The organism is Pantoea sp. NSTU24 (genome assembly GCF_050157905.1).
Lineage (GTDB): Bacteria > Pseudomonadota > Gammaproteobacteria > Enterobacterales > Enterobacteriaceae > Pantoea.
The window spans coordinates 1,856,987-1,880,118 of sequence record NZ_JBKIWZ010000001.1; the positions used below are offsets into that span (position 1 = coordinate 1,856,987).

The 23,132-nt window shown below is 49.9% G+C and carries 18 protein-coding genes; 3 read left to right on the plus strand and 15 right to left on the minus strand.

Translation table 11 applies throughout. The annotated features are described in order from the left end of the window. Positions 1 to 100: 100 nt before the first annotated feature. The 3 genes from ACLHDD_RS08935 to ACLHDD_RS08945 all read left to right on the plus strand — a co-directional run bounded on the left by ACLHDD_RS08935 (position 101) and on the right by ACLHDD_RS08945 (position 2,836). Positions 101 to 577 carry a YbaK/EbsC family protein gene (locus tag ACLHDD_RS08935; protein WP_427103823.1) on the plus strand — a complete coding sequence of 159 codons (477 nt, stop codon included), beginning with the start codon at positions 101 to 103 and terminating at the stop codon, positions 575 to 577. Between the two features lie 66 nt (positions 578 to 643). Continuing rightward, positions 644 to 1,435, plus strand: coding sequence for an ABC transporter substrate-binding protein (locus ACLHDD_RS08940; protein ID WP_427103824.1), 792 nt, complete (start codon positions 644 to 646; stop codon positions 1,433 to 1,435). A 105-nt stretch (positions 1,436 to 1,540) separates the two neighbouring features. Beyond that, a complete protein-coding gene (locus tag ACLHDD_RS08945; protein ID WP_427103825.1) occupies positions 1,541 to 2,836 on the plus strand; it encodes a succinylglutamate desuccinylase/aspartoacylase family protein in 1,296 nt (431 codons plus the stop codon). A gap of 38 nt (positions 2,837 to 2,874) precedes the next feature. On the opposite strand, the gene gndA is transcribed toward ACLHDD_RS08945, so the two are convergent. The 15 genes from gndA to ACLHDD_RS09020 all read right to left on the minus strand — a co-directional run bounded on the left by gndA (position 2,875) and on the right by ACLHDD_RS09020 (position 23,131). Continuing rightward, positions 2,875 to 4,284: an NADP-dependent phosphogluconate dehydrogenase gene (gene gndA / locus ACLHDD_RS08950; protein ID WP_427103826.1), complete on the minus strand. Its 1,410-nt coding sequence runs from the start codon at positions 4,282 to 4,284 to the stop codon at positions 2,875 to 2,877. A gap of 191 nt (positions 4,285 to 4,475) precedes the next feature. Beyond that, a complete protein-coding gene (locus tag ACLHDD_RS08955; RefSeq protein WP_427103827.1) occupies positions 4,476 to 5,291 on the minus strand; it encodes a glycosyltransferase in 816 nt (271 codons plus the stop codon). 13 nt (positions 5,292 to 5,304) lie between these two features. Beyond that, positions 5,305 to 6,237: a glycosyltransferase family 2 protein gene (locus ACLHDD_RS08960; protein ID WP_427103828.1), complete on the minus strand. Its 933-nt coding sequence runs from the start codon at positions 6,235 to 6,237 to the stop codon at positions 5,305 to 5,307. Next, positions 6,231 to 8,066 carry an HAD family hydrolase gene (locus ACLHDD_RS08965; RefSeq protein WP_427103829.1) on the minus strand — a complete coding sequence of 612 codons (1,836 nt, stop codon included), beginning with the start codon at positions 8,064 to 8,066 and terminating at the stop codon, positions 6,231 to 6,233. Before ACLHDD_RS08965 ends, ACLHDD_RS08960 begins: the two co-directional genes overlap by 7 nt. Continuing rightward, positions 8,063 to 11,989 (minus strand): glycosyltransferase, encoded by a 3,927-nt coding sequence (locus tag ACLHDD_RS08970; RefSeq protein WP_427103830.1) that lies wholly within the window; start codon positions 11,987 to 11,989, stop codon positions 8,063 to 8,065. The genes ACLHDD_RS08965 and ACLHDD_RS08970 overlap by 4 nt, the downstream gene beginning before the upstream one ends. Beyond that, entirely contained in the window at positions 11,982 to 13,373 is a 1,392-nt protein-coding gene (locus ACLHDD_RS08975; RefSeq protein WP_427103831.1) for an ABC transporter ATP-binding protein, read from the minus strand. The genes ACLHDD_RS08970 and ACLHDD_RS08975 overlap by 8 nt, the downstream gene beginning before the upstream one ends. Further along, a complete protein-coding gene (locus tag ACLHDD_RS08980; RefSeq protein WP_427103832.1) occupies positions 13,363 to 14,199 on the minus strand; it encodes an ABC transporter permease in 837 nt (278 codons plus the stop codon). The genes ACLHDD_RS08975 and ACLHDD_RS08980 overlap by 11 nt, the downstream gene beginning before the upstream one ends. Positions 14,200 to 14,471: 272 nt before the next feature. Further along, positions 14,472 to 15,008, minus strand: coding sequence for a dTDP-4-dehydrorhamnose 3,5-epimerase (rfbC, locus tag ACLHDD_RS08985; protein WP_427103833.1), 537 nt, complete (start codon positions 15,006 to 15,008; stop codon positions 14,472 to 14,474). After that, entirely contained in the window at positions 15,008 to 15,889 is an 882-nt protein-coding gene (rfbA, locus tag ACLHDD_RS08990; protein WP_128084183.1) for a glucose-1-phosphate thymidylyltransferase RfbA, read from the minus strand. The genes rfbC and rfbA overlap by 1 nt, the downstream gene beginning before the upstream one ends. A gap of 44 nt (positions 15,890 to 15,933) precedes the next feature. Then, positions 15,934 to 16,821 carry a dTDP-4-dehydrorhamnose reductase gene (gene rfbD, locus ACLHDD_RS08995; RefSeq protein WP_427103834.1) on the minus strand — a complete coding sequence of 296 codons (888 nt, stop codon included), beginning with the start codon at positions 16,819 to 16,821 and terminating at the stop codon, positions 15,934 to 15,936. Then, positions 16,821 to 17,900 (minus strand): dTDP-glucose 4,6-dehydratase, encoded by a 1,080-nt coding sequence (gene rfbB, locus ACLHDD_RS09000; protein ID WP_427103835.1) that lies wholly within the window; start codon positions 17,898 to 17,900, stop codon positions 16,821 to 16,823. Before rfbB ends, rfbD begins: the two co-directional genes overlap by 1 nt. A gap of 433 nt (positions 17,901 to 18,333) precedes the next feature. Continuing rightward, the gene (gene galE, locus ACLHDD_RS09005; RefSeq protein WP_427103836.1) at positions 18,334 to 19,347 is read right to left on the minus strand and encodes a UDP-glucose 4-epimerase GalE; all 1,014 of its coding nucleotides are present in this window, start codon (positions 19,345 to 19,347) and stop codon (positions 18,334 to 18,336) included. A 42-nt stretch (positions 19,348 to 19,389) separates the two neighbouring features. Further along, positions 19,390 to 20,292: a UTP--glucose-1-phosphate uridylyltransferase GalF gene (gene galF, locus ACLHDD_RS09010; protein WP_427103837.1), complete on the minus strand. Its 903-nt coding sequence runs from the start codon at positions 20,290 to 20,292 to the stop codon at positions 19,390 to 19,392. 278 nt (positions 20,293 to 20,570) lie between these two features. Then, positions 20,571 to 21,911 (minus strand): lipopolysaccharide biosynthesis protein, encoded by a 1,341-nt coding sequence (locus ACLHDD_RS09015; RefSeq protein WP_427103838.1) that lies wholly within the window; start codon positions 21,909 to 21,911, stop codon positions 20,571 to 20,573. Continuing rightward, positions 21,908 to 23,131 (minus strand): glycosyltransferase, encoded by a 1,224-nt coding sequence (locus ACLHDD_RS09020; protein ID WP_427103839.1) that lies wholly within the window; start codon positions 23,129 to 23,131, stop codon positions 21,908 to 21,910. The genes ACLHDD_RS09015 and ACLHDD_RS09020 overlap by 4 nt, the downstream gene beginning before the upstream one ends. Between the last annotated feature and the right edge of the window lies 1 nt (position 23,132).

Genomic DNA, 23,132 nt, shown 5'->3' on the forward strand with positions numbered 1-23,132 from the left:
GCTCAGAATGTCGTTTTTATGCGGATTCTGAGCAGAATTCTTCTCACACCCTGCACCACTCCCCGTCCATGAACACTGCTCATCTTCCTGGGAGAAGATAATGACCACCCATGAAAAATTAATTGCCCTGCTCGACCGGCATCAGGCCCGCTATCGCCTGATGGCGCATGAGGCCACCGGAAAATGTGAAGCGGTCGCGGCGATACGCGGCACCGAAATCGGCCAGGGTGCGAAAGCGCTGGTCTGCCATGTGAAAGGCAACGGCGTGAAACAGCATGTGCTGGCAGTGTTACCCGCCGACCGGCAGGCCGATCTCGGCAAAGTCGCCGCCGCGGCGGGAGGACGCCGCGCCTCCCTCGCCAGCCCGGCGGAAACCACCCAGCTGACCGGCTGCGTCTTTGGGGCGATTCCGCCCTTTAGTTTCCATCCCGACCTCAGAGTGATCGCTGACCCCGCGCTGTTTGAACGCTATCCGGAAATTGCTTTTAACGCCGGTCTGCTGGAATGTTCAGTGATCCTGAACACCGACGATTACCGGGCGCTGTGCGCAGCAGAAGTGGTACAGATCACACAGTAATTGCCATCCTGGCAGCCCGGCGATACTCTGCACAGACACTCATCACGACAGAATAAGAGCAAAATCATGAACATTTTCACTCAACGCCTGCGTCAGACGCTGGCTGTAGCGGTCATGGCAGGCTGCGCGTTCAGCGCCCAGGCGAAAATCGACCAGATCCGTTTCGCGGTCGACCCGACCTATCCGCCGTTTGAATCGAAGACGCCGCAGGGCAAACTGGTCGGCTTTGATATCGACCTGGGCAATGCGCTCTGTGCGCAGATGCAGGCGAAGTGTGTCTGGGTTGAAAGCCAGTTTGACGGCATGATCCCGGCGCTGAAAGCGCGCAAGTTTGATGCCATCCTCTCCGATATGGGCATTACCGAGGAGCGCCTGAAGCAGATCGATTTTACCGTCCCCCTCTATGATACCCACACCCAGCTGATCGCGCGTAAAGGCGCCAACATCCTGCCTACGGTTGATTCTCTGAAAGGCAAAACCGTCGGCGTGGAACAGGGAACGGTGCAGGAGCGCTACGCGCTGGCGAAGTGGCAGCCTTACGGCGTGACCGTGGTGCCCTATGGCGATCAGGCGCAGGTGGAAAGCGATCTGGTCTCCGGCAGGCTGGATGCCGTCTTTACCGATGCGGCGCAGGCGGCCATTGGCTTCCTGAAGCATCCGCAAGGCAAAGATTTTGAGCTGGCCGGTCCGATTATTCAGGATCCGATTATCGGCCCCGGCACCGCCATTGGTCTGCGCAAAGGCGACAGCGAACTGAAAACTGCGCTGGATAACGCCTTTGCTGAGATCAAAAAGAACGGCACCTTTGATCAGATTCAGAAACGCTACTTCGCCACGGATATTTCTATCCAGCAGTAAGGCCCGGTCGACCCCGTTCGTCCTGACCGCAATCCAACACTATACTGATACTTTTTCGGGACGGCGCGCTGTCGTCCTTTGCCGATTAAAGGACATTAACACGGTATGCATCAACAACATCATCCACTGTTAAGCGCCTCGTTAGGCACCCAGCGTGAAATCATCAGTTTCCATTTTGCTCAGCACCACGAGCGTCAGGTTTATATCCAGGCTGCATTACATGGCGATGAGCTGCCCGGCATGGCGGTGGCCTGGTTTTTAAAGCAGCGCCTACAGGCGCTGGAATCTGCCGGACACCTCAAAGCCGCATTCACACTCGTTCCGGTTGCCAATCCTCTGGCGCTGGGACAGCACTGGCATGGCACCCATCTCGGCCGATACCATACGCTATCTGGTCAGGACTTTAACCGCCGTTTTCCCTCTCTGGGGGCAACGCTGGCGGCTGGTCTGGCCGACAGCCTGACGCAAAGCGAGTCACAGAACCGAAGCCTGATTCGTGAGGCGATCGATCGCCATTATCGCGACACGGTGCCAAAAACTGAACTGGATGCGCAGCGTTATACGCTGATGCGGATGGCCAGTCAGGCCGATCTGATGATTGATCTGCACTGTGACTGGGAAGCCGTGCCGCATCTTTACACTACGCCGCATGCCTGGCCGGATATTGAGCCGCTGGCGCGCTGGCTGGGCAGTGAAGTACAACTGCTGGCGCAGATCTCGGGCGGAGAGCCTTTTGATGAAGCCTGCTGCGAGCCCTGGCTGACGCTGGCGGAACGCTTTGGCGATGCTTATCCGATGCCGCGCGGTCTTCTGCCGGTAACGCTGGAGTTGCGTGGCGTGCGTGATGTTTCACCTGAACAGGCGGAGAAGGATGCGGATGCGATTATTTCAGCCCTGCAGGAAGGCGGCTACATCGCCTGGAGCGAGCCGGCCATTTCAGTAGAGGTGGCTGCCCCGGTGATTGGCGGGGATGAGCTGGTACCGGCAAATGCGGCGGGCGATGATGTAGTTGCGATTAATGACAGCCCGATTGGCCTGACCGTGCCTGAGACGGCGGAAGCACCGGGTGAAACGGGCGTAATTAAGGAGCGACACAGCGAAGGTGCAGCGGCTTCCTCCCCTGCCCTGAAAAATCCGCCGACGCCGTTAGCGGCCTGTGAATATATCCACTCACCTGTGTCAGGTCTGATTCTGCACCGTAAGCCGCTGGGTGCGCAGATTCGACCCGGCGAGGTGGTGGCCGAGATTATCGATCCCGTTACCGATCACATTACGCCGCTGGTCGCCGAATATGGCGGTATTCTCTATGCAAGGCACTGGGTAAGGTTTGCAACAGCAGGAATGCTGGTCGTCAGGCTGGCAGGCGAACAGGAAATCCGGAGCGGGGATTTGCTGGTATGATAAAAAAAGGGCTTCCCGAAGGAAGCCCTTTTTAGTGATTAATCTAACCACTCGGTGTGGAACACACCGTCTTTATCAATGCGTTTGTAGGTATGCGCACCGAAGTAGTCACGCTGCGCCTGAATCAGGTTGGCAGGCAGGACTTCTGAACGATAGCTGTCGTAGTAAGCAATCGCGGCAGAGAAGGTTGGTGTCGGGATACCGTTTTGAATCGCGTAAGAAACCACGTCACGCAGCGCCTGCTGATACTGATCGGCGATATCTTTGAAGTACGGCGCCAGCAGCAGGTTTGCGATGCCCGCATCTTCTGCGTAAGCATCCGTGATCTTCTGCAGGAACTGGGCACGGATGATGCAGCCCGCGCGGAAAATCTTCGCGATTTCACCGTAGTGCAGATCCCAGTTGTTCTCTTCTGATGCGGCACGCAGCTGTGAGAAGCCCTGCGCATAAGAGACAATTTTACCCAGATAAAGCGCACGGCGCACTTTCTCGATAAACTCCGCTTTGTCACCGGTAAAGGCCTGTGCCTGAGGACCGCTCAGCACTTTAGAGGCCGCTACGCGCTGCGATTTCAGTGAAGAGAGGTAGCGGGCGAAGACTGACTCAGTGATCAGTGACAGTGGCTCGCCGAGGTCCAGAGAACTCTGGCTCGTCCATTTACCGGTGCCTTTGTTCGCCGCTTCGTCCAGAATCACATCAACCAGGTATTTACCCTCTTCATCTTTTTTGGTGAAGATATCTTTGGTGATGTCGATCAGATAGCTGCTCAGTTCGCCGTTATTCCACTCGGTGAAGGTTTCAGCCAGCTCTTCGTTGTTCAGACCCAGCGCGCCTTTCAGCAGTGCATAGGCCTCCGCAATCAGCTGCATGTCGCCGTATTCAATGCCGTTGTGAACCATCTTCACATAGTGACCCGCACCATCCGGACCAACGTAAGCCACACAAGCTTCGCCATCTTCGGCACGTGCTGCAATCTTATCCAGGATTGGTGCAACCAGCTCGTAAGCTTCTTTCTGACCGCCCGGCATGATGGATGGACCTTTCAGCGCGCCCTCTTCACCGCCGGACACACCGGTACCGATGAAGTTGAAGCCCTGGTCGGACAGCTCTTTGTTACGACGGATGGTATCTTTGTAGAAGGTATTACCGCCATCAATCAGGATGTCGCCTTTATCCAGATGAGGCGTCAGCGAGGCGATAGTCTTATCGGTCGCTTCACCCGCCTGCACCATCAGCAGAATGCGACGTGGTTTTTCCAGCGAGTCGACAAACTCTTCAACGGTGTAAAAAGGAGCAAGCTTCTTGCCCTGATTCTCAGCGATAACTTCATCAGTCTTTTCGCGTGAACGGTTGAAGATAGAAACAGTGTAACCGCGGCTCTCAATGTTAAGAGCCAGATTGCGGCCCATCACTGCCATACCTACAACGCCGATCTGTTGCTTGGACATTTTTTACTCCTGATCGATATACACAGAGCCCTTCAGCTCTATCCCACTTATGAACTCAGAAAATTATAACTTAGCCGTTACCATACAACATTTTTTTAAAGAATGTTATCCGTAACACCTGAGCAGTGTTCAGGTAAAGCACTGCTTAACAATAGAAAGATGACAATACGTAAAATCTTAAACCTTTCTTATTACGATTTTTTACAGTTAAATTGAGAAAGGCATTTGGTGTTAAACCTTTTTCTCTCACAATCAATAAACCATCCCCACTTGTTGAAATAACGGACAGCAGAGACTATGTGGTAGATGAGAAATTTAGCGTCCTGATAGGATCGGCGTTGCGATTCATGTACGACCGTAGCCTGAGGACAATACTGGATGCTCAGTCCTGCAGATGAAACTCGTCTGGATAAATCGACATCTTCCATATAGAGGAAAAACCGTTCATCAAAGCCCTTAATCTGATTCAGTGCCTGCTGACTGATCAGCATAAAGCAACCTGAAAGCGATGGTGCATAAAAGGGACGGTCATAATCGGCATGATGCAGTTCATAATCATGATTCGAAATTTTCATATAGGGCGAGAAAAATCGTCTCATGAATAACTGATAGGGCGTAGGGAGTAACTTACAACTATGCTGCAGGCTTCCATCAGGATAGATGACTTTAGGTATGGTCAGCGAGAGATTGTGCTCTTTAGAGAAGTGAAAAAGCGCATCCACTTCTCCACAGCTAAAGCTGATATCAGGATTACAAATTAAAATGTATTCACATTTATCTTTATACTCCTGAAAAACTCTATTATGCCCTGCACCAAAACCTTTATTTTCAGCCAGAGATAACACGGAAACCTTAGGGTGCAAATAACTCCTGAGCCAGTCACAGTGATTGCCGTTATCGACAATACAGACTTTATCGATGCTTTGTTCGGCCAGCAATGAATCCAGAGTACGTGAAATATCCTCATAGGCATGACGATATAGTACAAGCGATGCGATTATATTCACAAGATTACCAAAATTAGAACTTGTTAAATAGGGCGTACGAAAAATTAGTCATCTGGCCCAGACGGTTCTGATGATAAACCCCTGAATCGTGAAAAAACTTCAAACGTGCAAGTAATCCACTGTTCCGGACTTGGCGAAAAGCATCAAATCTACGCTGGTTTTCAGACGTCATCTCCTCTCTGAGCCGATTCAAAAGGCTGAAATTCACATCATTCCAGTGCCGGTTACGTCCCTGATGTGCATCTACGAAGTTGCTCAATCGCTGCGACAGCTTCATGCCATTTCCGATTACATTAGCATTGTGCTGCCTGTAGAGTACCGATGGCGTCGAATCGTAAAAGACATTTCCACCAGATGCGCTGACGATTAGATAGAGTGCCCAGTCGTGTGCCACCAACGGCAAATCGATTATCTTCAGAAAAAGCTGACGAGCGGCAGCATTAAAAACCATGGTGTTTCCGCTTGCGATGTTTTGCAGCAAAGCGTTAGCAAACCCAGGTCTTTTGGCATTGAGTGGCGAGAACCCTAAAGCATGATCCTGCTCGTCGATTAACTGAGTTCGCGAGCAGTACATAGCAGGAGCCTCTTCAGGCAAAGATTGAAGATATTCGACAGCGCGCGCAAGCTTCGCGGGATGCCAGATATCATCCTGATCGGCAAAAGCAAAATAGTCCGCCTCAATATCCAGGTTACCAATCAGTGACTTAAAGTTTTCACAAAATCCTTTCGCCGGCCCGGCAAGCAACGTGCATTGATTCTGGCTACCCTCAAAAACCTGCTCAATCATAGAGCAGGTCTTATCTTTTGAGCCATCATCAGAAACCCACAAAGACCAGTTTTGCCACTCCTGATCTTTTATAGACTGCAGTTGCTTCTCTATAAAAGTGGCACCGTTGTAGGTGCCCATCAGGATAGCAACGTGTCCTTTATGATGTTTCATTAACATTGCGGCGTGTTCTTGAAGTAGTCCTGAAACTTGACAACCTTATTGCGTGTACTGCCCCAGGAGTCAAAATTTTCAATCTGCATAAAAAGATGATGTCTACGCCAGTCATCTTTTGTCGTCAGAGAGATCAACGGTTCAGCTAATTGCATAGGCGTAAGATTCACCTGCAATCTTGCAACCATCGCCAGAAAATCCTCACAGAATCTGTCTACGCCCTCGGTGAGTTGCGCATTGATCGCATTGTGATCTTTTGACTTAGTACGGCCAGGATCGGTTACCGGACAAACGCCGTTTTTAGTCGGTTTGTAGCCAATCACGGTGTTATGTGGCGCGGAGAAAAACAGCTCTATAGCAACGCGATTCTCATAGATTTTGTCAACCAAAGCCGGGCTTGTGGAGTCGTTGTCGATAAACGCTTTCATGACCTGATGCGGAGTACGACGCTTTCTTTCAAAGGTATTAGCAATACAGAAGTAATATCCAATGACGTTAACGTTCATAAACTTTTTAACCGTGTGAATAAACGCTTCCTGGGTCGTTCCGCTCCAGCCTACATCAACCATTGCAAGGGTATCGCCCTCTTTGATGCCGAGAGAGTTGAGGTAAATGAACAGGCCGCGACGATTACGCTGACAGACTTTCAGAATTTCCGCTCGCAGCGCGATAAGAAACTTTTCCACCAGTTCGTAATTATCCGCAGCAATAATCAGGTCCGGTGGAATACCCAGGGATAACATCACATTATCGGCGGGAGGTTCGACACCAATACGTTCAAGCAACTCGCCAGGAGATAAGCCGTCTGAACCCGACATCAGAAAAGCGAGATTCTGACTGAAGTTCTCTTCGTCCATCAGTGCCAGATTAAAGGCAATGCGTGACCCCATGAAATAGGAAAAGTCAGGAAGCTTTTCTTTGAAATAGCGCGACGCCAGTCTTTCAAGCGCGTAGCCGTCCCGGGAAACGAAGAGCAGCTTATCAATATTGTCTACAATACTCTCTTTACGAATCCATTCCAGGAATCCCCAGGTAGCCGGGGCCTGATATTCATACCCTAATTTCTGGAAAGAGCTTTCAGTCAAGTTCTCCCGCTGCAGGGTACGCATCATTCCATTAATCAACGAGGAGGCAAGCGGCTGCTTTTTACCTTTATTGACCAGATGGGGTGAGTGGTAGTGCCATGCAATGATATTTTTTTCACGTGGTTTAATCACGTCAGCTAATTCGTTATCGCCAATATGTAACACCTGGCGTGGCTCAACCTCGCATTCAGCAAGCAGAAAATCGAAAATCTCTCCGCTGTCGCGTTTCGTCGCATTCCGGGTGGCAGAAATGTATAACGGCACCTGTGGCATATCATACTTTTTCAACGCTGCGCGGAAAAACTCCTCTTCAAGATACATATCGGAGGTAATAACAACGGTTTTGCCTGATTGAATCAAATCATTAAAAAAGCCGATAAAGAAAGGATTAGGCTGAACCAGTGCCAGCTCAAGCTGATACTCTGCACCCATAATATTTTCAATGTCGCCCCGGCTATCCTGAAAGTTATTATAGATATTCCGCAGCGTAATTTCTTTTCTGCCCTCTTTAACCATCTGCGCAAACGCATTTTTTTGCGCCTTGCGGCGCTGCTGCCTGAAGTCGGGAAGGGAAAATTTATTTGCCAGTAAATCAAAAGCATCTTCAGGTTCGTCTAACGGACGAATAAAAAGCGTATCAAAAAAGTCAAAGGAGATAACTCTGGCGTCTTTAGCTAAATGACGAAGTGAAATCAGATCCATCTCTTCTTTCGTATAAGCAGGGTTAACAGTGTTATCGCTATTAATCATTTCATGATCTCGAAATTATGTCCATTAAACGCAAAGTTTACGTTATAGAAAGGGTCGTACTGATAATATTGAGGATGTTTACAGTTCAGACGACTCAGTTCGTTTTGCAAACGTCTTACTTTTTCAGCATCCATGTGATCAAGTCCACGCGACACAGATTCATGGTGGATGAGCGTAACGGCCTGGCACATAACGTTATAGTAGCCTTCTTCAACCAGGCGCATACAGATATCGACATCGTTGTAAGCGACAGGGAATGATTCGTCAAACCCATTGATCGACTCATATTTATCACGCGCGACCATCAGACAGGCTCCGGTCACAGCAAGCCAGTTATATTCGATCTGATTGCGCAGGAAGTAGCCTGGGTGATTTTTATCCTGGCCGATATAGGCGTGTACAGGGCCAGTCTGAAGATTCAGAACACCCGTATGCTGAATGGTCTGACCGTCGGCATAGACCAGTTTAGCCCCCACAGCGCCAATGTGTTTTTGCTGTGCATAACCGCCAAGTCTGTTCAACCAGTCTTCCTGCAGCACTTCGGTGTCATCATTGAGGAAAAGTAACAGACTTCCCTTCGAATGGCTGACGCCAACGTTATTCAGTTCTGAGAAATTGAACGGATGATCGTGTCGGATAACAGAGATGTTCTCTTCACCCTTGATCTTATCCAGATAAGCCAGCGTGTCGCTTTTCTGAGAACCATTATCGATGATAATGACCTCATAATGCTGCCAGCTTGTCTTAGCACGAATTGAATCAATGCAGCGTGCAAGCACTTCGTGATTATCTCGTGTCGGAATAATGATCGAAATCAGCGTTTCTGGACGAAGCTCATAGTTCACCCGGAAATAGCCATGATAGCCAGGCAACGCTTCAACCGTTCCTTCAATACCCCGCCGCTTAAGTGCGTCTTCGCGTACCGCTTTTGAGGCGGCTAAAACATAAGGTTTAGCGGTGATATCAGAGGCAACTGAAGCAGGAATAATGCGCCAGTGATAGAGAATCTTAGGAATATGCGCTATTTTCTGCGTTATTTCACTTAGTCTTAGAATGAAGTCCCAGTCCTGACAGCCATTGAACTCAGAACGCAGCCCACCCAACTGCTTGGCCGTGCTTAAACGAACACAGGCCGCATGGCAGGTATACATGGTACCCATCATCGTATCAGGCGACCAGTCAGGTTTGAAATGAGGCTGAGAGTAGTTGCCTTCCGGGGTGAATTTATCTTCGTCACTATAGATAAAATCAGGATCTTCTTCGTTGATGCATTTGACAAATTCGAACAGGCAGTCCTGAGTTAATTCATCATCATGATCCAGGAAAACAATATAATCGCCACTCGCGTTGTCGATTGCGACATTGGTTGCGCCTGCAATCCCCTGATTTTTCTCCATGTGAATCACTTTGATTCGCGGATCGTTCAGGGCATCCAGTGCGGGCGCAGTTTGCTCGTCAGGACTGCAGTCGTTAGCCAGCACCAGTTCCCAATTACCATACCATTGCTCCTCAACTGACTTGACCATTAACTCCAGCAAGTCCAGAGGGGTGTTGTAAATAGGCACGATGATAGAGAACAGCGGCTTTACTTCGAATTCATTGAGCACGTCGTCAAAATAGTTTGGCTTCTTAGGCGGAATATAGACGTACTCATCCGGACGATCGGCAAATGCATAATGCCCATTATTACTATGTGAAAGAAATACCGGCTGACTGCCTTTGCTGTTGTTGAAAATGGTTTGCTCATACAACGCCTGATTAAAGGCAGGATGATGCCTGAACCATGCAGGACGCACTTTCATCGCGACTTTCAGCGCCTTATCTTTATACCGCTCTGGCAGTTTAAGATAAACATTGCGGGAGACTTCCCGAACACGCTTTTTCAGACCGCTGTTGTTTGCTGTCGCCTGTGCAATAACTTTACCAGATTTAACTTTGATTCTCTGTCCCAGATAGAAGAGTCGGAAAAAGATTCTTTTTGCTGGCTGTCTGATTTTTAATGGAACGCGACGACCCGCAACTCGCAGCGGCGCAGATATCTTCCAGCTGGCAGAATTAAGAATCGTCTCTACATCATGACGATATTTATTCAGCATCTGGCCCTGCTGATCGTGAAGCGCATGGATCTGATTCAGTTCCTCCTGCAGTCGTGCAGCCTGTTCACTTTCGCTCTTCAACGATGCTTCAAGATTGGCAATACGGAGCTGGAATTGCTCTTTCTGATTCTCTTCATGGCCGATCAATGAGTTCAGATCACCCAGATCGGCCCAGTATTCTGCCCGAACAGAAAGGGAAAACGTTTTAAGCGTCTTGTAAATATCTTCAGCATCTTTTTGCTGAATTTTCGCCAGGAATGCGGCTTCCTGCTTCAGATAGCTTCGTGAGTCTGCGCCCGTGCATGAAAAGCCCATGGCATTCAGCACTGCCGTTGTCAGTTCAGCGAGATTATTGCTGTTGCAGTTTCTGCTGTTTGACGCAGAAGTCACACGTAACAGTGAATGATAAACGCCACGGTAGGCAATATAGCCCAGCGTGATGGTTTCTGTGGCTGACCACTCCTGATCAAAGAAAACGAACTCGCCATTTTCTTTTCTAATCACATTGAATGGTAATGCATCCAGATATGAGGCAGGCAGGGAGAGATCTTTGTCTGTCTCTAATGGGATTTGCGCTTTCAGTTGTAATTGATCAATCCAGCCTTTTGCCCAGGCGGCTAGTTCATCGATTCGCCAGTGCGGACGATTGATAATGCGTAACAGATCGGTCCACAGTGATTGCCCGTAAATGAATCTTTCCATGTCGATATATTTTGAATGATCATCATGGATACCGCCAGAAGAGACTGAGAGGCCTTCATCTGTCTGGACAAATTCTACGTTCTTTTTCTTGTCTGCAATTCGTTCATCTGAGTAGTAAATGGCAGCCACATCTTCATGAATAGGATCCTGCTTGATTAAACTTGCGACCATCAAAAATGAACTCGAAAGATCAGCTGCAATCTCATTATTCCAGATATTTTTAATCGCCTGCTCAATTGAGAAGAGATGCTGCGGCACCAGTTGCTTCTCTTTGTGGGCGCTTTCCATCGCCAGTTGACTCAGCGCTTTCGAATGATTCTGCCAGCCGAGAGGTGTTACCACCGTGCAGGGCAACTTATAATCTGGTAAAGGCAGATATTCCAGTGTATCCTGGAAACCTGCCTTATTGAGTTCGCTCAGCAGTTCTTTACGACCAAACGTCACCACGCTTTTTTCATCGTAACTGTTGTTGATGCCATACATGGGTAAGTTGACATGATCTTCGCGCGCGCCTGAGAAATACTTAATACCTAATTTATTCTCAATAGCGACAAAGAGTTTTCCATCGCTCTTAAGGCGTTTTCTGCACGCCTGCAGGAGGAGTTGCTCGCCATTTTCCCCCACGAAAACCCGTGCGTATTCAAGAACGCCAATCAGCAGAACGGCATCAAACTCACCTAAATCAGGCAGCGTATCTGAGGGCGCGCAAATGACAGTAACATTACTCAGATCGCGGCAGCGAGCGCGAGCTATCGTGGCTCGCCGGTAGCTCCCTTCGACAGAGACCACTTCCGCTGCATTCTCACCTAAAAATCGGCTGATTGCGCCGCAGCCACAGCCAATCTCCAGGATTCGCTTGCCTTTCATCCAGTTCTGAAAAGGACGTAACAGATTCGCCCGCACGGCGCTGAGGTGATAAGTGGAAGGCCAGTCAACCATGAAAGGTTCTAATTCTTCTGAGTCAACGCTGCAGTCTGAAACTTCACCGATCGTCTTCAGGATATAGTTTTCAGAGGCATCTCCGTCGCTATAGGCAAAATCCTTCATCTCTGAAGGTGACCATAGCGCAGCCTCTTCATTTTTCTGAAAACCAGCATCTGATAAAATTTTTTCTAAATTAGCCATTTTCAAGTTTTATTCTCGCATTTAGATCGGCCAAACCGGTAAAAGTACCCACAGGTCCTACAGGCAAATGAATTGAGTCATAACGACGGTCATGAGGGATTATTTCGCCTTGGGTATTACTGCTTGCGATACCAATAGAAACAAAATAGTCACCTTCAAACAGGAGGTTCGGCAAGGTGACCGAGATAACAAAGCTCTCATCAGGTTTTGCCTCTTCAACGATAGAAACTGCCTGCCATTCACTGTTGGTGTTATAGATAGTCACACCCTCTTTAGTTTTGACTGCAAACCCAAAGATAGGTCGGAAAATATAGTCGTGACAGACGACTTTGAACAGAAACCTGATGTTTTTTTTAGGCTCAAAAATTCCCGGAAACGCCTCGTCATCCTGCTCAAAATAATAGTCCAGAATTTCTGCCGCTTTATCACCCCATCGGTATTCTGAAGGGTTATAGTGCGGCCGCTCATCAAAGCGACTGTTTAGCTTGAGCTGATTTTCTGATTTTCCCGCTTCAACGCTTTCAAGATCCGTTTCACGATCCAGCCGTTCTTTCTCACCTTTGGCTGCTAACGCTATCTGCTTGTCAACTTCATCCCGCGTGTTGTCGTTCTCACGTTTTTTACCGAAAAGAATATCAAGATAACGGTTAATCACTTCCCTTGGCGCGCCGCACTCCTGCGTAATGCCACCATCCAGAAGCAGTGCCCGGTCACAATGCGTTACGATCTGCTCTGTTGCATGGGAAACAAAAAGAATTGAAGTGCCATTTTGTTTGAGCTTTTTTAATCTGGCGAAACATTTAGCCTGGAACTTGGCATCACCGACGGCCAGCGCTTCATCGACAATCAACACTTCCGGTTCTATCTGCGCCTGCACCGCAAACGCAAGACGAACAAGCATACCGCTGGAATAGGAGCGTACTGGGGAGTTTATAAAATGGCCGATGTCGGCAAACGAGAGAATATCATCGAGCCTTGCTTCGGTTTCCTCGCGCGTCAATCCCATCAGGGATGCGTTGAGATAAACGTTTTCCAGCCCGCTAAAATCACTATTAAAACCTGCACCAAGCTCAAGCAGTGCGGCAACACGTCCGTTGACCGTAACATTGCCTGATGTCGGTGTGAGGGTGCCGGCGATGATCTGAAGTAAGGTGGATTTACCTGAACCATTCCTGCCCACTATGCCCATCGTTTCACCCTTAGGTAAAACGAAAGAGACATCACGCAAAGCCCAGAAATCCTCATGATAAGTGCGGCTCTCACGCCCAACTGCACGATCTACTTTGGGAACAATGAACTGCTTCAGTCTCCGAACCGGGTTTTCATAAACCTGAAAACATTTACTTACGCCATCTATTACTATCGCATTTTCATTAAAGGACATCAGCAAAACCTTTTCGTGTTTTTTGGAACCAGGCGTAGCACAGCCACATTACCAATAAAGAGATAATCGTGTAGATTCCAATTCCAGAAAAATCAGGTAATTTTCCCCATATCAGTACGGCTCTGGCCTGTTCAATGATAAACGTTAACGGATTGAGCATGATTAATGGGCGCAGATTCTCAGGGAGAGAGGCAATAGGGTAGAATACCGGCGATAAAAACATCATCACGGTCATAATGATGGTAATTGTCTGGCCTACGTCTCTCAGATAGACGCCCAGCGATGACAGGAACCAGGTCAGCCCCAGCGTTAATAGCGCCAGCGGCAACACCACCAGAGGAATAAAAACAACGGTCCAGTGAATAAAGCCGTTAAAGATAAAGAAGGCAACAATTAAAACCAGCAGGCTAATAAAGCTATGAAACAGCACGCTTGAGAAACTGACGATCGGCAGTATCTCTAAGGGAAACACCACCTTCTTGACATAGTTTACGTTGCCGAGAATCAGCGAGGGGGCGCGGCTGAGCGTTTCTGCAAAAAGACCGTGGATTATCAGGCCAACAAACAATATTACGGCAAAATCCGTCTTCGATTCGTTCATTGCCCCGGCAGTTCCCCACCTTGCTTTAAACACGACGGAGAAAACGAAAGTGTAAACCATGAGCATGAAAATAGGGTTGATGAAGGACCAGAGTATGCCCATCGTTGACCCGCGATAGCGCCCAACCACTTCTCGTTTAGTCATTTGAAAAATTAGATTGCGATTTGACCATGTCTGACGAACCAGAAATAACAGCGATGTAGATCTCGAACTATGCGGATTCATTAGTAATCTCTTAAAATCTTGAGCTGAAGTTTTACTACTGTGCCGGCCTGGTTAAACGCTTACCCGAGACAGTGCCGACAAGACGAATTTTCAGGTTCTTAATGACGGGGTTAACGTGACCCTGCCTGAAGCCGATAATTTCATAATACTTATAAGGTAAAGCAGATCTTCTTCTCAATCTCTATTGATAAATCTTCTGGAATGCAGGAACCCGATCCCTTAAAACAAGTTAAGGATGGCTTTTCTGGCTCATCCTTAACTTCAACACAGCTTTAAAATTTCAGTTCGGAAAGCAGCAGCCCGGCTTTATCTTTTTCCGATAGCAGCGGTTCACTCACCGGCCAGTCGATAGCTAATTCTGGATCGTTCCAGGAGAGGCAGCCTTCACTGGAGGGATCATAGTAGTTCGTGCATTTGTATTCGAAATCTGCAAAATCTGAAATCACGACAAAGCCGTGCGCTAATCCTGGCGGAACCCAGAATTGCTTTTTATTCTCTTCTGACAGATAGACACCGACCCACTGTTTAAATGTCGGTGATTCGGGTCTGATATCGACTGCGACATCATAGACTTCGCCTCTGACGACTCTGACCAGCTTGCCTTGCGGATTATTACGCTGGAAGTGCAGTCCTCTTAAAACATTTTTGGCAGAGCGAGAGTGATTATCCTGCACAAAGTCACCGTCGATATTCAGCTCGCGCTTATATCTTTCGCTTTGGAATGTTTCCAGAAAAAAACCGCGCTCGTCACCAAATACTTTAGGCTCGATAATTTTTACATCAGCAATTTTGGTATCAATAATCTTCATTATAAACGCCCTTCCACCAGCGCCATTAAATATTTGCCATATTCATTCTTAAGATAAGGCTTAGCCAGTTCCTGTAATTGCTCTTTATTAATGAAACCCATTCTGAAAGCAATTTCTTCCGGGCAGGCAACTTTTAAGCCCTGGCGTGATTCGATGGTCTGAATGAAGTTATTGGCTTCCATCAGACTCTGGTGCGTCCCGGTGTCCAGCCAGGCATGACCACGACCCATAATAGAAACAGAGAGTTTGCCCTGCTCCATATAGATCCGGTTAATGTCCGTAATCTCCAGCTCACCGCGCGGTGATGGCTTGAGATTTTTCGCCATCTCAACGACGCGATTGTCGTAGAAATAGAGTCCTGTCACCGCATAATTGCTGCGTGGATGCTCAGGTTTTTCAACCAGAGAGATCGCTTTGCCTTCGCTATCAAATTCCACCACGCCATAGCGCTCGGGGTCGGTAACGTGATAGGCGAAGACCGTGGCGCCATCATCTTTTACCGATGCTGTCTCCAGCTGCTTGTAGAGATCGTGCCCATAGAAAATATTGTCGCCCAGAATCAGCGCGACGGAGTCGTCACCAATAAACTCTTCGCCAATGATGAATGCCTGCGCCAGGCCGTCCGGACTCGGTTGTACTTTATACTGGATAGAGATACCCCATTGTGAACCATCACCCAACAGGCTTTCAAAGCGAGGCGTATCCTGCGGCGTACTGATGATCAGAATATCGTTAATGCCGGCCAGCATCAGCGTGCTTAACGGATAGTAGATCATGGGCTTATCATAAACCGGAAGTAACTGCTTGCTGACCGCCATGGTTACCGGATAGAGACGCGTTCCTGAGCCGCCTGCGAGAATAATACCTTTATTCTTTTTCACAATTTCACCTTCATTGACCAGGCCGCGTTTGCAGCCTGCTGCGATTAGATAAGAGTTTCAAGTAACATACGTTCAACGCCCACCGTCCAGTCTGGCAAGGTCAGACCAAAGGTTCGTTGAAACTTCTCTGTATTCAGTCTTGAATTAGCCGGGCGTCTTGCTGGTGTCGGGAATGCGCTGGTTGGCACGGCATTAATGGTTTCAACCTGAAGTTCCACACCCTGTGCTTTTGCAAACGCGATCACGCGGCTTGCGTAAGCGTGCCAGGTCGTCTCCCCCGACGCAATGAGGTGGTATAGTCCGGCAACGCCGGGGCTCGCCAGAGCGACTCTGATTGCATGCGCCGTGCTGTCGGCGATAAGTTCCGCACCTGTTGGCGCACCATATTGATCGTTAATGACTGACAGGGTATCCCGGTCTTTAGCCAGTCTGAGCATCGTTTTGGCGAAGTTATTACCCTTCGCGGCATAAACCCAGCTTGTACGGAAAATCAGGTACCTGGTCATGTGACTGACGATAGCCTGCTCCCCTTCCAGCTTTGTCTGTCCGTAAACATTTAACGGCGCGGTCGCATCTTCTTCACGCCAGGGCTTGTCACCGCTTCCGTTAAACACATAATCTGTTGAGTAATGAATCAGCCAGGCATCGATTTCCTCAGCGGCTTGAGCCAGCGCCTGAAGAGAAGTGGCATTAACCAGACGTGCCTTATCCTGTTCAGACTCTGCTTTATCGACTGCAGTATAGGCTGTTGCGTTAACAATTACGGCTGGCTTAAGCCTGCGAACAGTTTCCGCCACGCCTTCAGGATTTTCAAAATCACCGCAGTACGTAGTGGAATGGCGATCAACAACAGTCAGGTTGCCCAACGGTGCCAGTGCGCGTTGAAGTTCCCATGCAACCTGTCCGTTTTTACCAAAAAGCAGAATATCCATCAGCTGCGCTTCTCGTAGTTTTGTTCGATCCAGTTCTGATAAGCACCGCTTTTCACATGCTCAACCCACTGTGCGTTATCCAGATACCACTGAACGGTTTTCTTCAGGCCCGTTTCAAAGGTCTCTTCCGGCTTCCAGCCCAGCTCTTTTTCGATCTTAGCGGCATCGATCGCATAACGGCGGTCGTGACCCGGACGATCCTGGACGTAAGTAATCTGATCGCGGTAAGAGGTCGCTTTTGGACGCAGCTCATCCAGCAGTTCGCAGACTTTCAGCACAACATCGATGTTTTTCTTCTCGTTGTGGCCACCGATATTATAGGTAGTGCCGGTCTTAGCATGCTTAACAACGGTATAGAGCGCACGCGCATGGTCTTCGACATAGAGCCAGTCACGGATCTGGTCGCCTTTGCCATAAATAGGTAAAGGCTTACCTTCCAGTGCGTTGCTGATAATCAGCGGAATCAATTTTTCCGGGAAGTGATAAGGTCCGTAGTTATTAGAGCAGTTCGTCACGATGACCGGCAGCTTATAGGTACGGCCCCATGCGCGGACCAGATGATCGCTGGCGGCTTTGGTTGACGAGTAAGGGCTGCTCGGCGCATACGGCGTCTCTTCGGTAAACAGTGGCAACTCGCCGTCCATTTCATCCGGATGCGGTAAGTCACCATACACTTCGTCGGTTGAAATATGATGAAAACGGAATGCGGCTTTACGCTCTTCGGGTAGTGCGCTCCAGTACTGACGACTGGCTTCCAGTAAAGCGTAGGTCCCTACCACGTTGGTCTGGACAAATTCTGCCGGACCCGTGATAGAACGGTCTACATGGCTTTCTGCTGCCAGATGCATAATGGCGTCTGGCTGGTACTCGTTCAGTGCGTCAGTGATGGCCTGACCGTCGCAGATATCGATTTGCTTAAAGGTGTAACGTGGATTGCTGCTCACCGCTTCCAGGGACTCAAGATTGCCTGCATAGGTCAGTTTATCAACGTTGATGACTTCATCGTTGGTATTGTTGATAACGTGACGCACAACCGCTGAACCGATAAAACCTGCACCACCAGTGATAAGTATTTTCATAACGTGTTATTCCTGACAAGCTATCTGAGGCATGGGCGCCTGAATAAAAAGCAGACAATCAAAAGCATTTTCAGAGCACGCTACCGCCCCTGGGTTACAGCTCCCACGATGCTGATTATCTTTGACCAAATGAGTATGCTGATGACGGGAATCCGTTGCATAATCAGCATTTCGTTGATTGATATCACTTTATTAATGAAATTGTTTAAGTGGGTTTATCAATCAACAATCGCAAATTCTATCATTCAGATATAGCTATTACGAATAAAATGCGAATGTCATAGGGGTGTTAGTTCAACTAGTGAGCGCTTTAATGGCGTAGAAGATGGTTGCTGATGCGTCAAGCTGATGCAATCAGAATAGTGATAAACAGTGACTGCATTAATCAGGATCAGATACAAAAAAGGCGAACCCGGGTTCGCCTTTTTTTCAATCATTTAAACCCATTCGGATTTTTACTCTGCCAGTTCCAGGTATCACGCATCATCTCATCAATACCGCGCGTGACGCGCCAGTCGAGCTTCGTGTTTGCCAGTGAAGCGTCCGCCCAGAACGCGGGCAGGTCGCCGTCGCGACGTGGCTTTATCTCGAAAGGAATCGCCTTGCCGGACGCTTTCTCAAACGCCTTGATCATCTCCAGAACAGAGAAACCTTTGCCGCCGCCCAGGTTAAAGGCGGTATAGCCTTCAACTTTGTTCAGATGGTCCAGCGCTTTCAGGTGCCCTTCCGCCAGGTCAACCACATGAATGTAGTCGCGCAGACAGGTACCGTCTGGCGTATCGTAATCGCCACCAAAGACGCCCAGTTTTTCCAGACGGCCGATTGCCACCTGAGCAATATAAGGCAGCAGGTTGTTTGGGATGCCGGTTGGATCTTCACCGATTTCGCCTGACTCATGTGCGCCAACCGGGTTGAAGTAACGCAGTGCAATCGCCTTAAAATTCGGCTCAGCTTTTGCAAAGTCGCGCATCACGAATTCGGTCATCAGCTTCGAGGTGCCATAAGGGCTGGTCGTGCCACCAATCGGGGTCGTTTCGACATAAGGAACCGGGGCATCTGCGCCGTAGACCGTGGCTGATGAACTGAAGATAAAGTTCCACACACCGGCATTTCGCATCTCTTCCAGCAGAACCACGGTGCCTGCAACGTTGTTCTCGTAATACTCCAGCGGCATACGGGTCGATTCACCAACCGCCTTAAGTGCGGCAAAATGAATGACCGCTGAAATGGTGTTGGCTGCAAACAGATCACGCAGACAGGCGCGGTCACGGATATCGCCTTCAACGAAGGTCGCTTTTTTACCCGCCAGCTTCTCTACACGATTGATCGCTTCGCGTGAAGCGTTGCAGAGGTTATCCAGCACCACAACATCATCACCACGCTGCAGCAGCGCCAGTACCGTATGAGAGCCGATGTACCCTGCTCCGCCGGTGACTAAAATGGCCATGTGAACTCCTTTCAATCAGCCGCGCAGCGCGCGGCAAAATCATTACTTTTGTTTGGCAAGAATGGTCTGGATAGCTTCGCGGAAATCGCGACCCTGCGCGTTATTGCGCAGTCCATAAGAGACAAATGCCTGCATGTAACCGAGCTTACGTCCGCAGTCGAAACTGTGCCCGGTCAGCAAAGAAACATCAACGGTTTTGTGTTTGCTCAGGCTGGCGATTGCATCGGTCAGCTGAATACGGCCCCATGCGCCTGGTTCGGTGCGCTCGAGTTCGGCCCAGATATCGGCAGAGAGCACATAACGTCCCACAGCGGCCAGGTCGGAATTCAGTTCAGCCGGATGCTCTGGCTTCTCAACGAAGCTGGTGATAGTGCTGATATCGCCCGGGTGATCGATCGGCTCTTCGGTCGTGATGACCGAGTAATCAGAGAGGTCAGACGCGGGCATGTGCTGCGCCAGGACCTGACTGTGACCGGTCTCTTCAAAACGGGCTACCATCGCTGCAAGGTTATAGCGCATGTGGTCTGCGGTAGAGTCATCCAGCAGGACATCCGGCAGTACCACGACAAACGGATTATCGCCGATCATCGGACGGGCGCAGAGAATGGAGTGGCCCAGACCCAGCGGCTGTGCCTGGCGTACGTTCATGATTGTTACGCCCGGCGGGCAGATAGACTGCACTTCGCTCAGCAGCTGACGCTTCACGCGCGCTTCCAGCAGCGCTTCCAGCTCATACGTCGTGTCGAAGTGGTTCTCAACCGCATTTTTTGAAGCATGCGTGACCAGCACAATTTCTTTAATACCCGCGGCAACACATTCGTCGACGATGTACTGAATCATCGGTTTGTCGACGACGGGCAGCATCTCTTTCGGAATGGCTTTAGTCGCAGGGAGCATATGCATACCGAGGCCCGCAACCGGGATTACTGCTTTAAGCTTGGTCATATTTATTCCGTTTAATAAAATGAAGATGTGGGTCGATTATGCAGGATCGGCCGGAAGTGCAAGTATAATCTTTATCTGAAAAGCGGACAGTAACTCTCTGTCATAACTTAGAAATTCGGCATTTTGCCCATTGTCAGCGCCAGCATAAACTGAACAAAGACAATCAGTAATCAGAAAGAGCCACGCCTTTTTTCGCAGGCGCGCGCCGCGCCGCTGAGGCCAGCCATAAATGAAAACGGGCGACCTCAGGGCCGCCCGCAAAGCTATCCGTCTGATGATTAAAGCCAGCCCTCAAACCACTCTGGCATCACGAACAGATTGAAGTGATTAACCAGCAGCATGACGCCGACAAATACCACTGACACCGCAACCCACTGGCGGGCGTAAGGCATAAAGCGGATGCCAATCACTGGTCTGATGAAGAACGGATGCGCCAGGGCAGAAATCAGGATCTGCGAGATAGAGAGCGTCAGCGCCACATAGAGCACGTTTGGCCAGATGAAGGTGGTGGCCAGAACGGCCAGCACGACAATACTCGCCACGATGTTCCAGTAGAACTCAACGTTGGTACGCCCATTGGCCTGAGAAATCGCGCCGGTCAGCCCGCCCATGGGTCGCAGCATCCCGAACAGCAGCATCAGCGGAATCAGATGATAGACCTGCTCATGCGAAGGGCCGTAAAGCAGTCTGACAATAACGGGTGAGAGAATACCAATCGCCAGGTACATGGCACTGCTGAACAGCATAATGCCCAGCGTCCCCTTCAGGAACAGCTTCTTCAGCTGCTCAGGGTCATGCTGTTTTTCTGCAAAACGTGGCAGCGCCAGACGGTTAATGACCGGCGTCACCAGCTTCAGCGGTTGCAGCACCAGCTCTTTCGCCAGCGAGTAGACACCCAGCATCTCTGCGCCCATCACCTTACCCACGACCAGCGCATCTGCCTGGGTGCGTAGCTGGTTAATGGTCTGCGAGCCAAGCTGATAGCTGCCGTAGCGAATCGCCCCGAAGAAGGTCGCTTTGTCAAACTCCCAGGTCGGACGCCACGACTTCTCCCCCAGCGCAATCATGCAGAGAATACGGGTAAAGGCATTGATAAACAGACCGAGAATCGCTGCGGCAACCGTCAGCGAGGTGAACTCCAGCATCGCCACTACACAGAGAAAGGCGAACAGCTTGGTGCCCATTTCAATCTTCGCCAGCGACACCATCCGTTTGGTTTTGATGTAGTGCGCCTGATACTGTGACAGATGCCCCAGCACCAGGAAGTTCAGGCTGGTCAGCATGATCAACCCAGTCAGTTCTGGCAGATGATAGAACCAGGAAACCGGGAAGGCGATCAGCAACATGATCAGGCCGGTACACAAGCTGAGCGAGACGTTCACCCAGTAGATCGTGCTCTGCTCGCGGCGGGTTATATTCTGGCGATGCACCAGATAACTGCTCATCCCCATATCCTGCAGCACCCCCGCCACCGCCAGGATGGCGTTGATGATGGCCAGCAGTCCCAGCTCATGGGTTTCCAGCTTGCGGGCGAGAAAGCTCAGCTGTGCAACCTGCAGCACCGCCGAGAAGCAGGTGCTGCCAAACAGCCAGATCGCCTGTGACTTAAATCCACTCACACCAGTCGCTCCAGAATCTGCGCCAGTTCGCCGTAGGCGATATGCTGATTAAATTCAGTTTCAACTTTGTGGCGTGCCGCAGCAACCACGGGCGCCACATCCACTTCCCCCTGAGAGAGCTTCAGCAGCGTCTCTGCCAGCGCCTCGGGGTCATCTTCATCCACCAGCCAGCCGGAGACCGTGTTTTCAATCAGCTCCGGAATACCGCTGTGGAAGGTTGAAACCACCGGCAGGCCAACCGCCATAGCTTCCATCAGCGCGACCGGGATACCCTCCATATCGCCATCTGCGGCGGTTTTGGACGGCAGCAGGAAGATGTCTGCCTCGCTCAGCGCACGACGGATCTCTTCCTGAGGCTTAAAGCCCGGCATGCTGACGCAATCCTCCATCCCCTCGCGGGCGATGAAATCACGCATCATCTCATCCTGGTCGCCGTTGCCGATTATCGTGTACTGAAACTGACCGCCGCGCTGCTTCAGGATGGCGCTGGCTTTAACCGCCACATCCAGTCCTTTTTTCTCCGTGAGTCGTGCCACTGAGACGATACGCAGCGGTTTCTGAAACGCCTGGCGGGGCTGGAAATTAAACTTCTCCGGCTCGATGCCCATCCGCGTAACGTGAATTTTTTCCGGCGGGCAGCCCATTTCAATCAGCTTGTTCTTCCACAGGTGACTGATCGGCAGCATCAGTTCGCTCTGACGGAACAGATTAACGTAGTCGAGTTTATGCTCTTCCAGAATGTGGCGGCGGGAAATATCGGCCCCGTGAAACACAGTAGCCTGCTTACCCCGAAGTACGCCCAGTTCACGCAGCTTGTTCGCCAGCGCACCGGCATAGCCGAAATGCACCAGAAACACATCCGCAGTAAAAGTCTGCTTCGCATTGGCCACAATCGACGGCAGCAGCAGTTTGCTGGACTGCGCACCGTAACGGCGCATATTCAGCGAACGCAGGAGTGAAGGTTTTGTCACTTTAGGCAGCACCAGCCTGATACGCTGATTCAGCTTATCGACAATCGAGATCTTCTCTTCCGGCAGCAGATAGTGGGTTTTTTCCGCCAGACCATATTCGTCAAATGCGGCATGCCGGTTGACTAAATCGCCGGGAAAGACTGAAATAATCTCCACCTCGTAACCGGCATCAATAAAGTGGGTTACCTGATTTAAAACGAATGTCTCAGAGGCAACCGGGAAACGCATGGTGAAAAAAGTCAGTTTCATC

Bases quoted from the DNA above. Each gene is read 5' to 3' on its own strand.
- ACLHDD_RS08935 (WP_427103823.1), top strand. From the start codon at position 101: ATGACCACCCATGAAAAATTAATTGCCCTGCTCGACCGGCATCAGGCC.
- ACLHDD_RS08940 (WP_427103824.1), top strand. From the start codon at position 644: ATGAACATTTTCACTCAACGCCTGCGTCAGACGCTGGCTGTAGCGGTC.
- ACLHDD_RS08945 (WP_427103825.1), top strand. From the start codon at position 1,541: ATGCATCAACAACATCATCCACTGTTAAGCGCCTCGTTAGGCACCCAG.
- gndA (WP_427103826.1), bottom strand. From the start codon at position 4,284: ATGTCCAAGCAACAGATCGGCGTTGTAGGTATGGCAGTGATGGGCCGC.
- ACLHDD_RS08960 (WP_427103828.1), bottom strand. From the start codon at position 6,237: ATGTTAATGAAACATCATAAAGGACACGTTGCTATCCTGATGGGCACC.
- ACLHDD_RS08965 (WP_427103829.1), bottom strand. From the start codon at position 8,066: ATGATTAATAGCGATAACACTGTTAACCCTGCTTATACGAAAGAAGAG.
- ACLHDD_RS08970 (WP_427103830.1), bottom strand. From the start codon at position 11,989: ATGGCTAATTTAGAAAAAATTTTATCAGATGCTGGTTTTCAGAAAAAT.
- ACLHDD_RS08975 (WP_427103831.1), bottom strand. From the start codon at position 13,373: ATGTCCTTTAATGAAAATGCGATAGTAATAGATGGCGTAAGTAAATGT.
- ACLHDD_RS08980 (WP_427103832.1), bottom strand. From the start codon at position 14,199: ATGAATCCGCATAGTTCGAGATCTACATCGCTGTTATTTCTGGTTCGT.
- rfbC (WP_427103833.1), bottom strand. From the start codon at position 15,008: ATGAAGATTATTGATACCAAAATTGCTGATGTAAAAATTATCGAGCCT.
- rfbD (WP_427103834.1), bottom strand. From the start codon at position 16,821: ATGGATATTCTGCTTTTTGGTAAAAACGGACAGGTTGCATGGGAACTT.
- rfbB (WP_427103835.1), bottom strand. From the start codon at position 17,900: ATGAAAATACTTATCACTGGTGGTGCAGGTTTTATCGGTTCAGCGGTT.
- galE (WP_427103836.1), bottom strand. From the start codon at position 19,347: ATGGCCATTTTAGTCACCGGCGGAGCAGGGTACATCGGCTCTCATACG.
- galF (WP_427103837.1), bottom strand. From the start codon at position 20,292: ATGACCAAGCTTAAAGCAGTAATCCCGGTTGCGGGCCTCGGTATGCAT.
- ACLHDD_RS09020 (WP_427103839.1), bottom strand. From the start codon at position 23,131: ATGAAACTGACTTTTTTCACCATGCGTTTCCCGGTTGCCTCTGAGACA.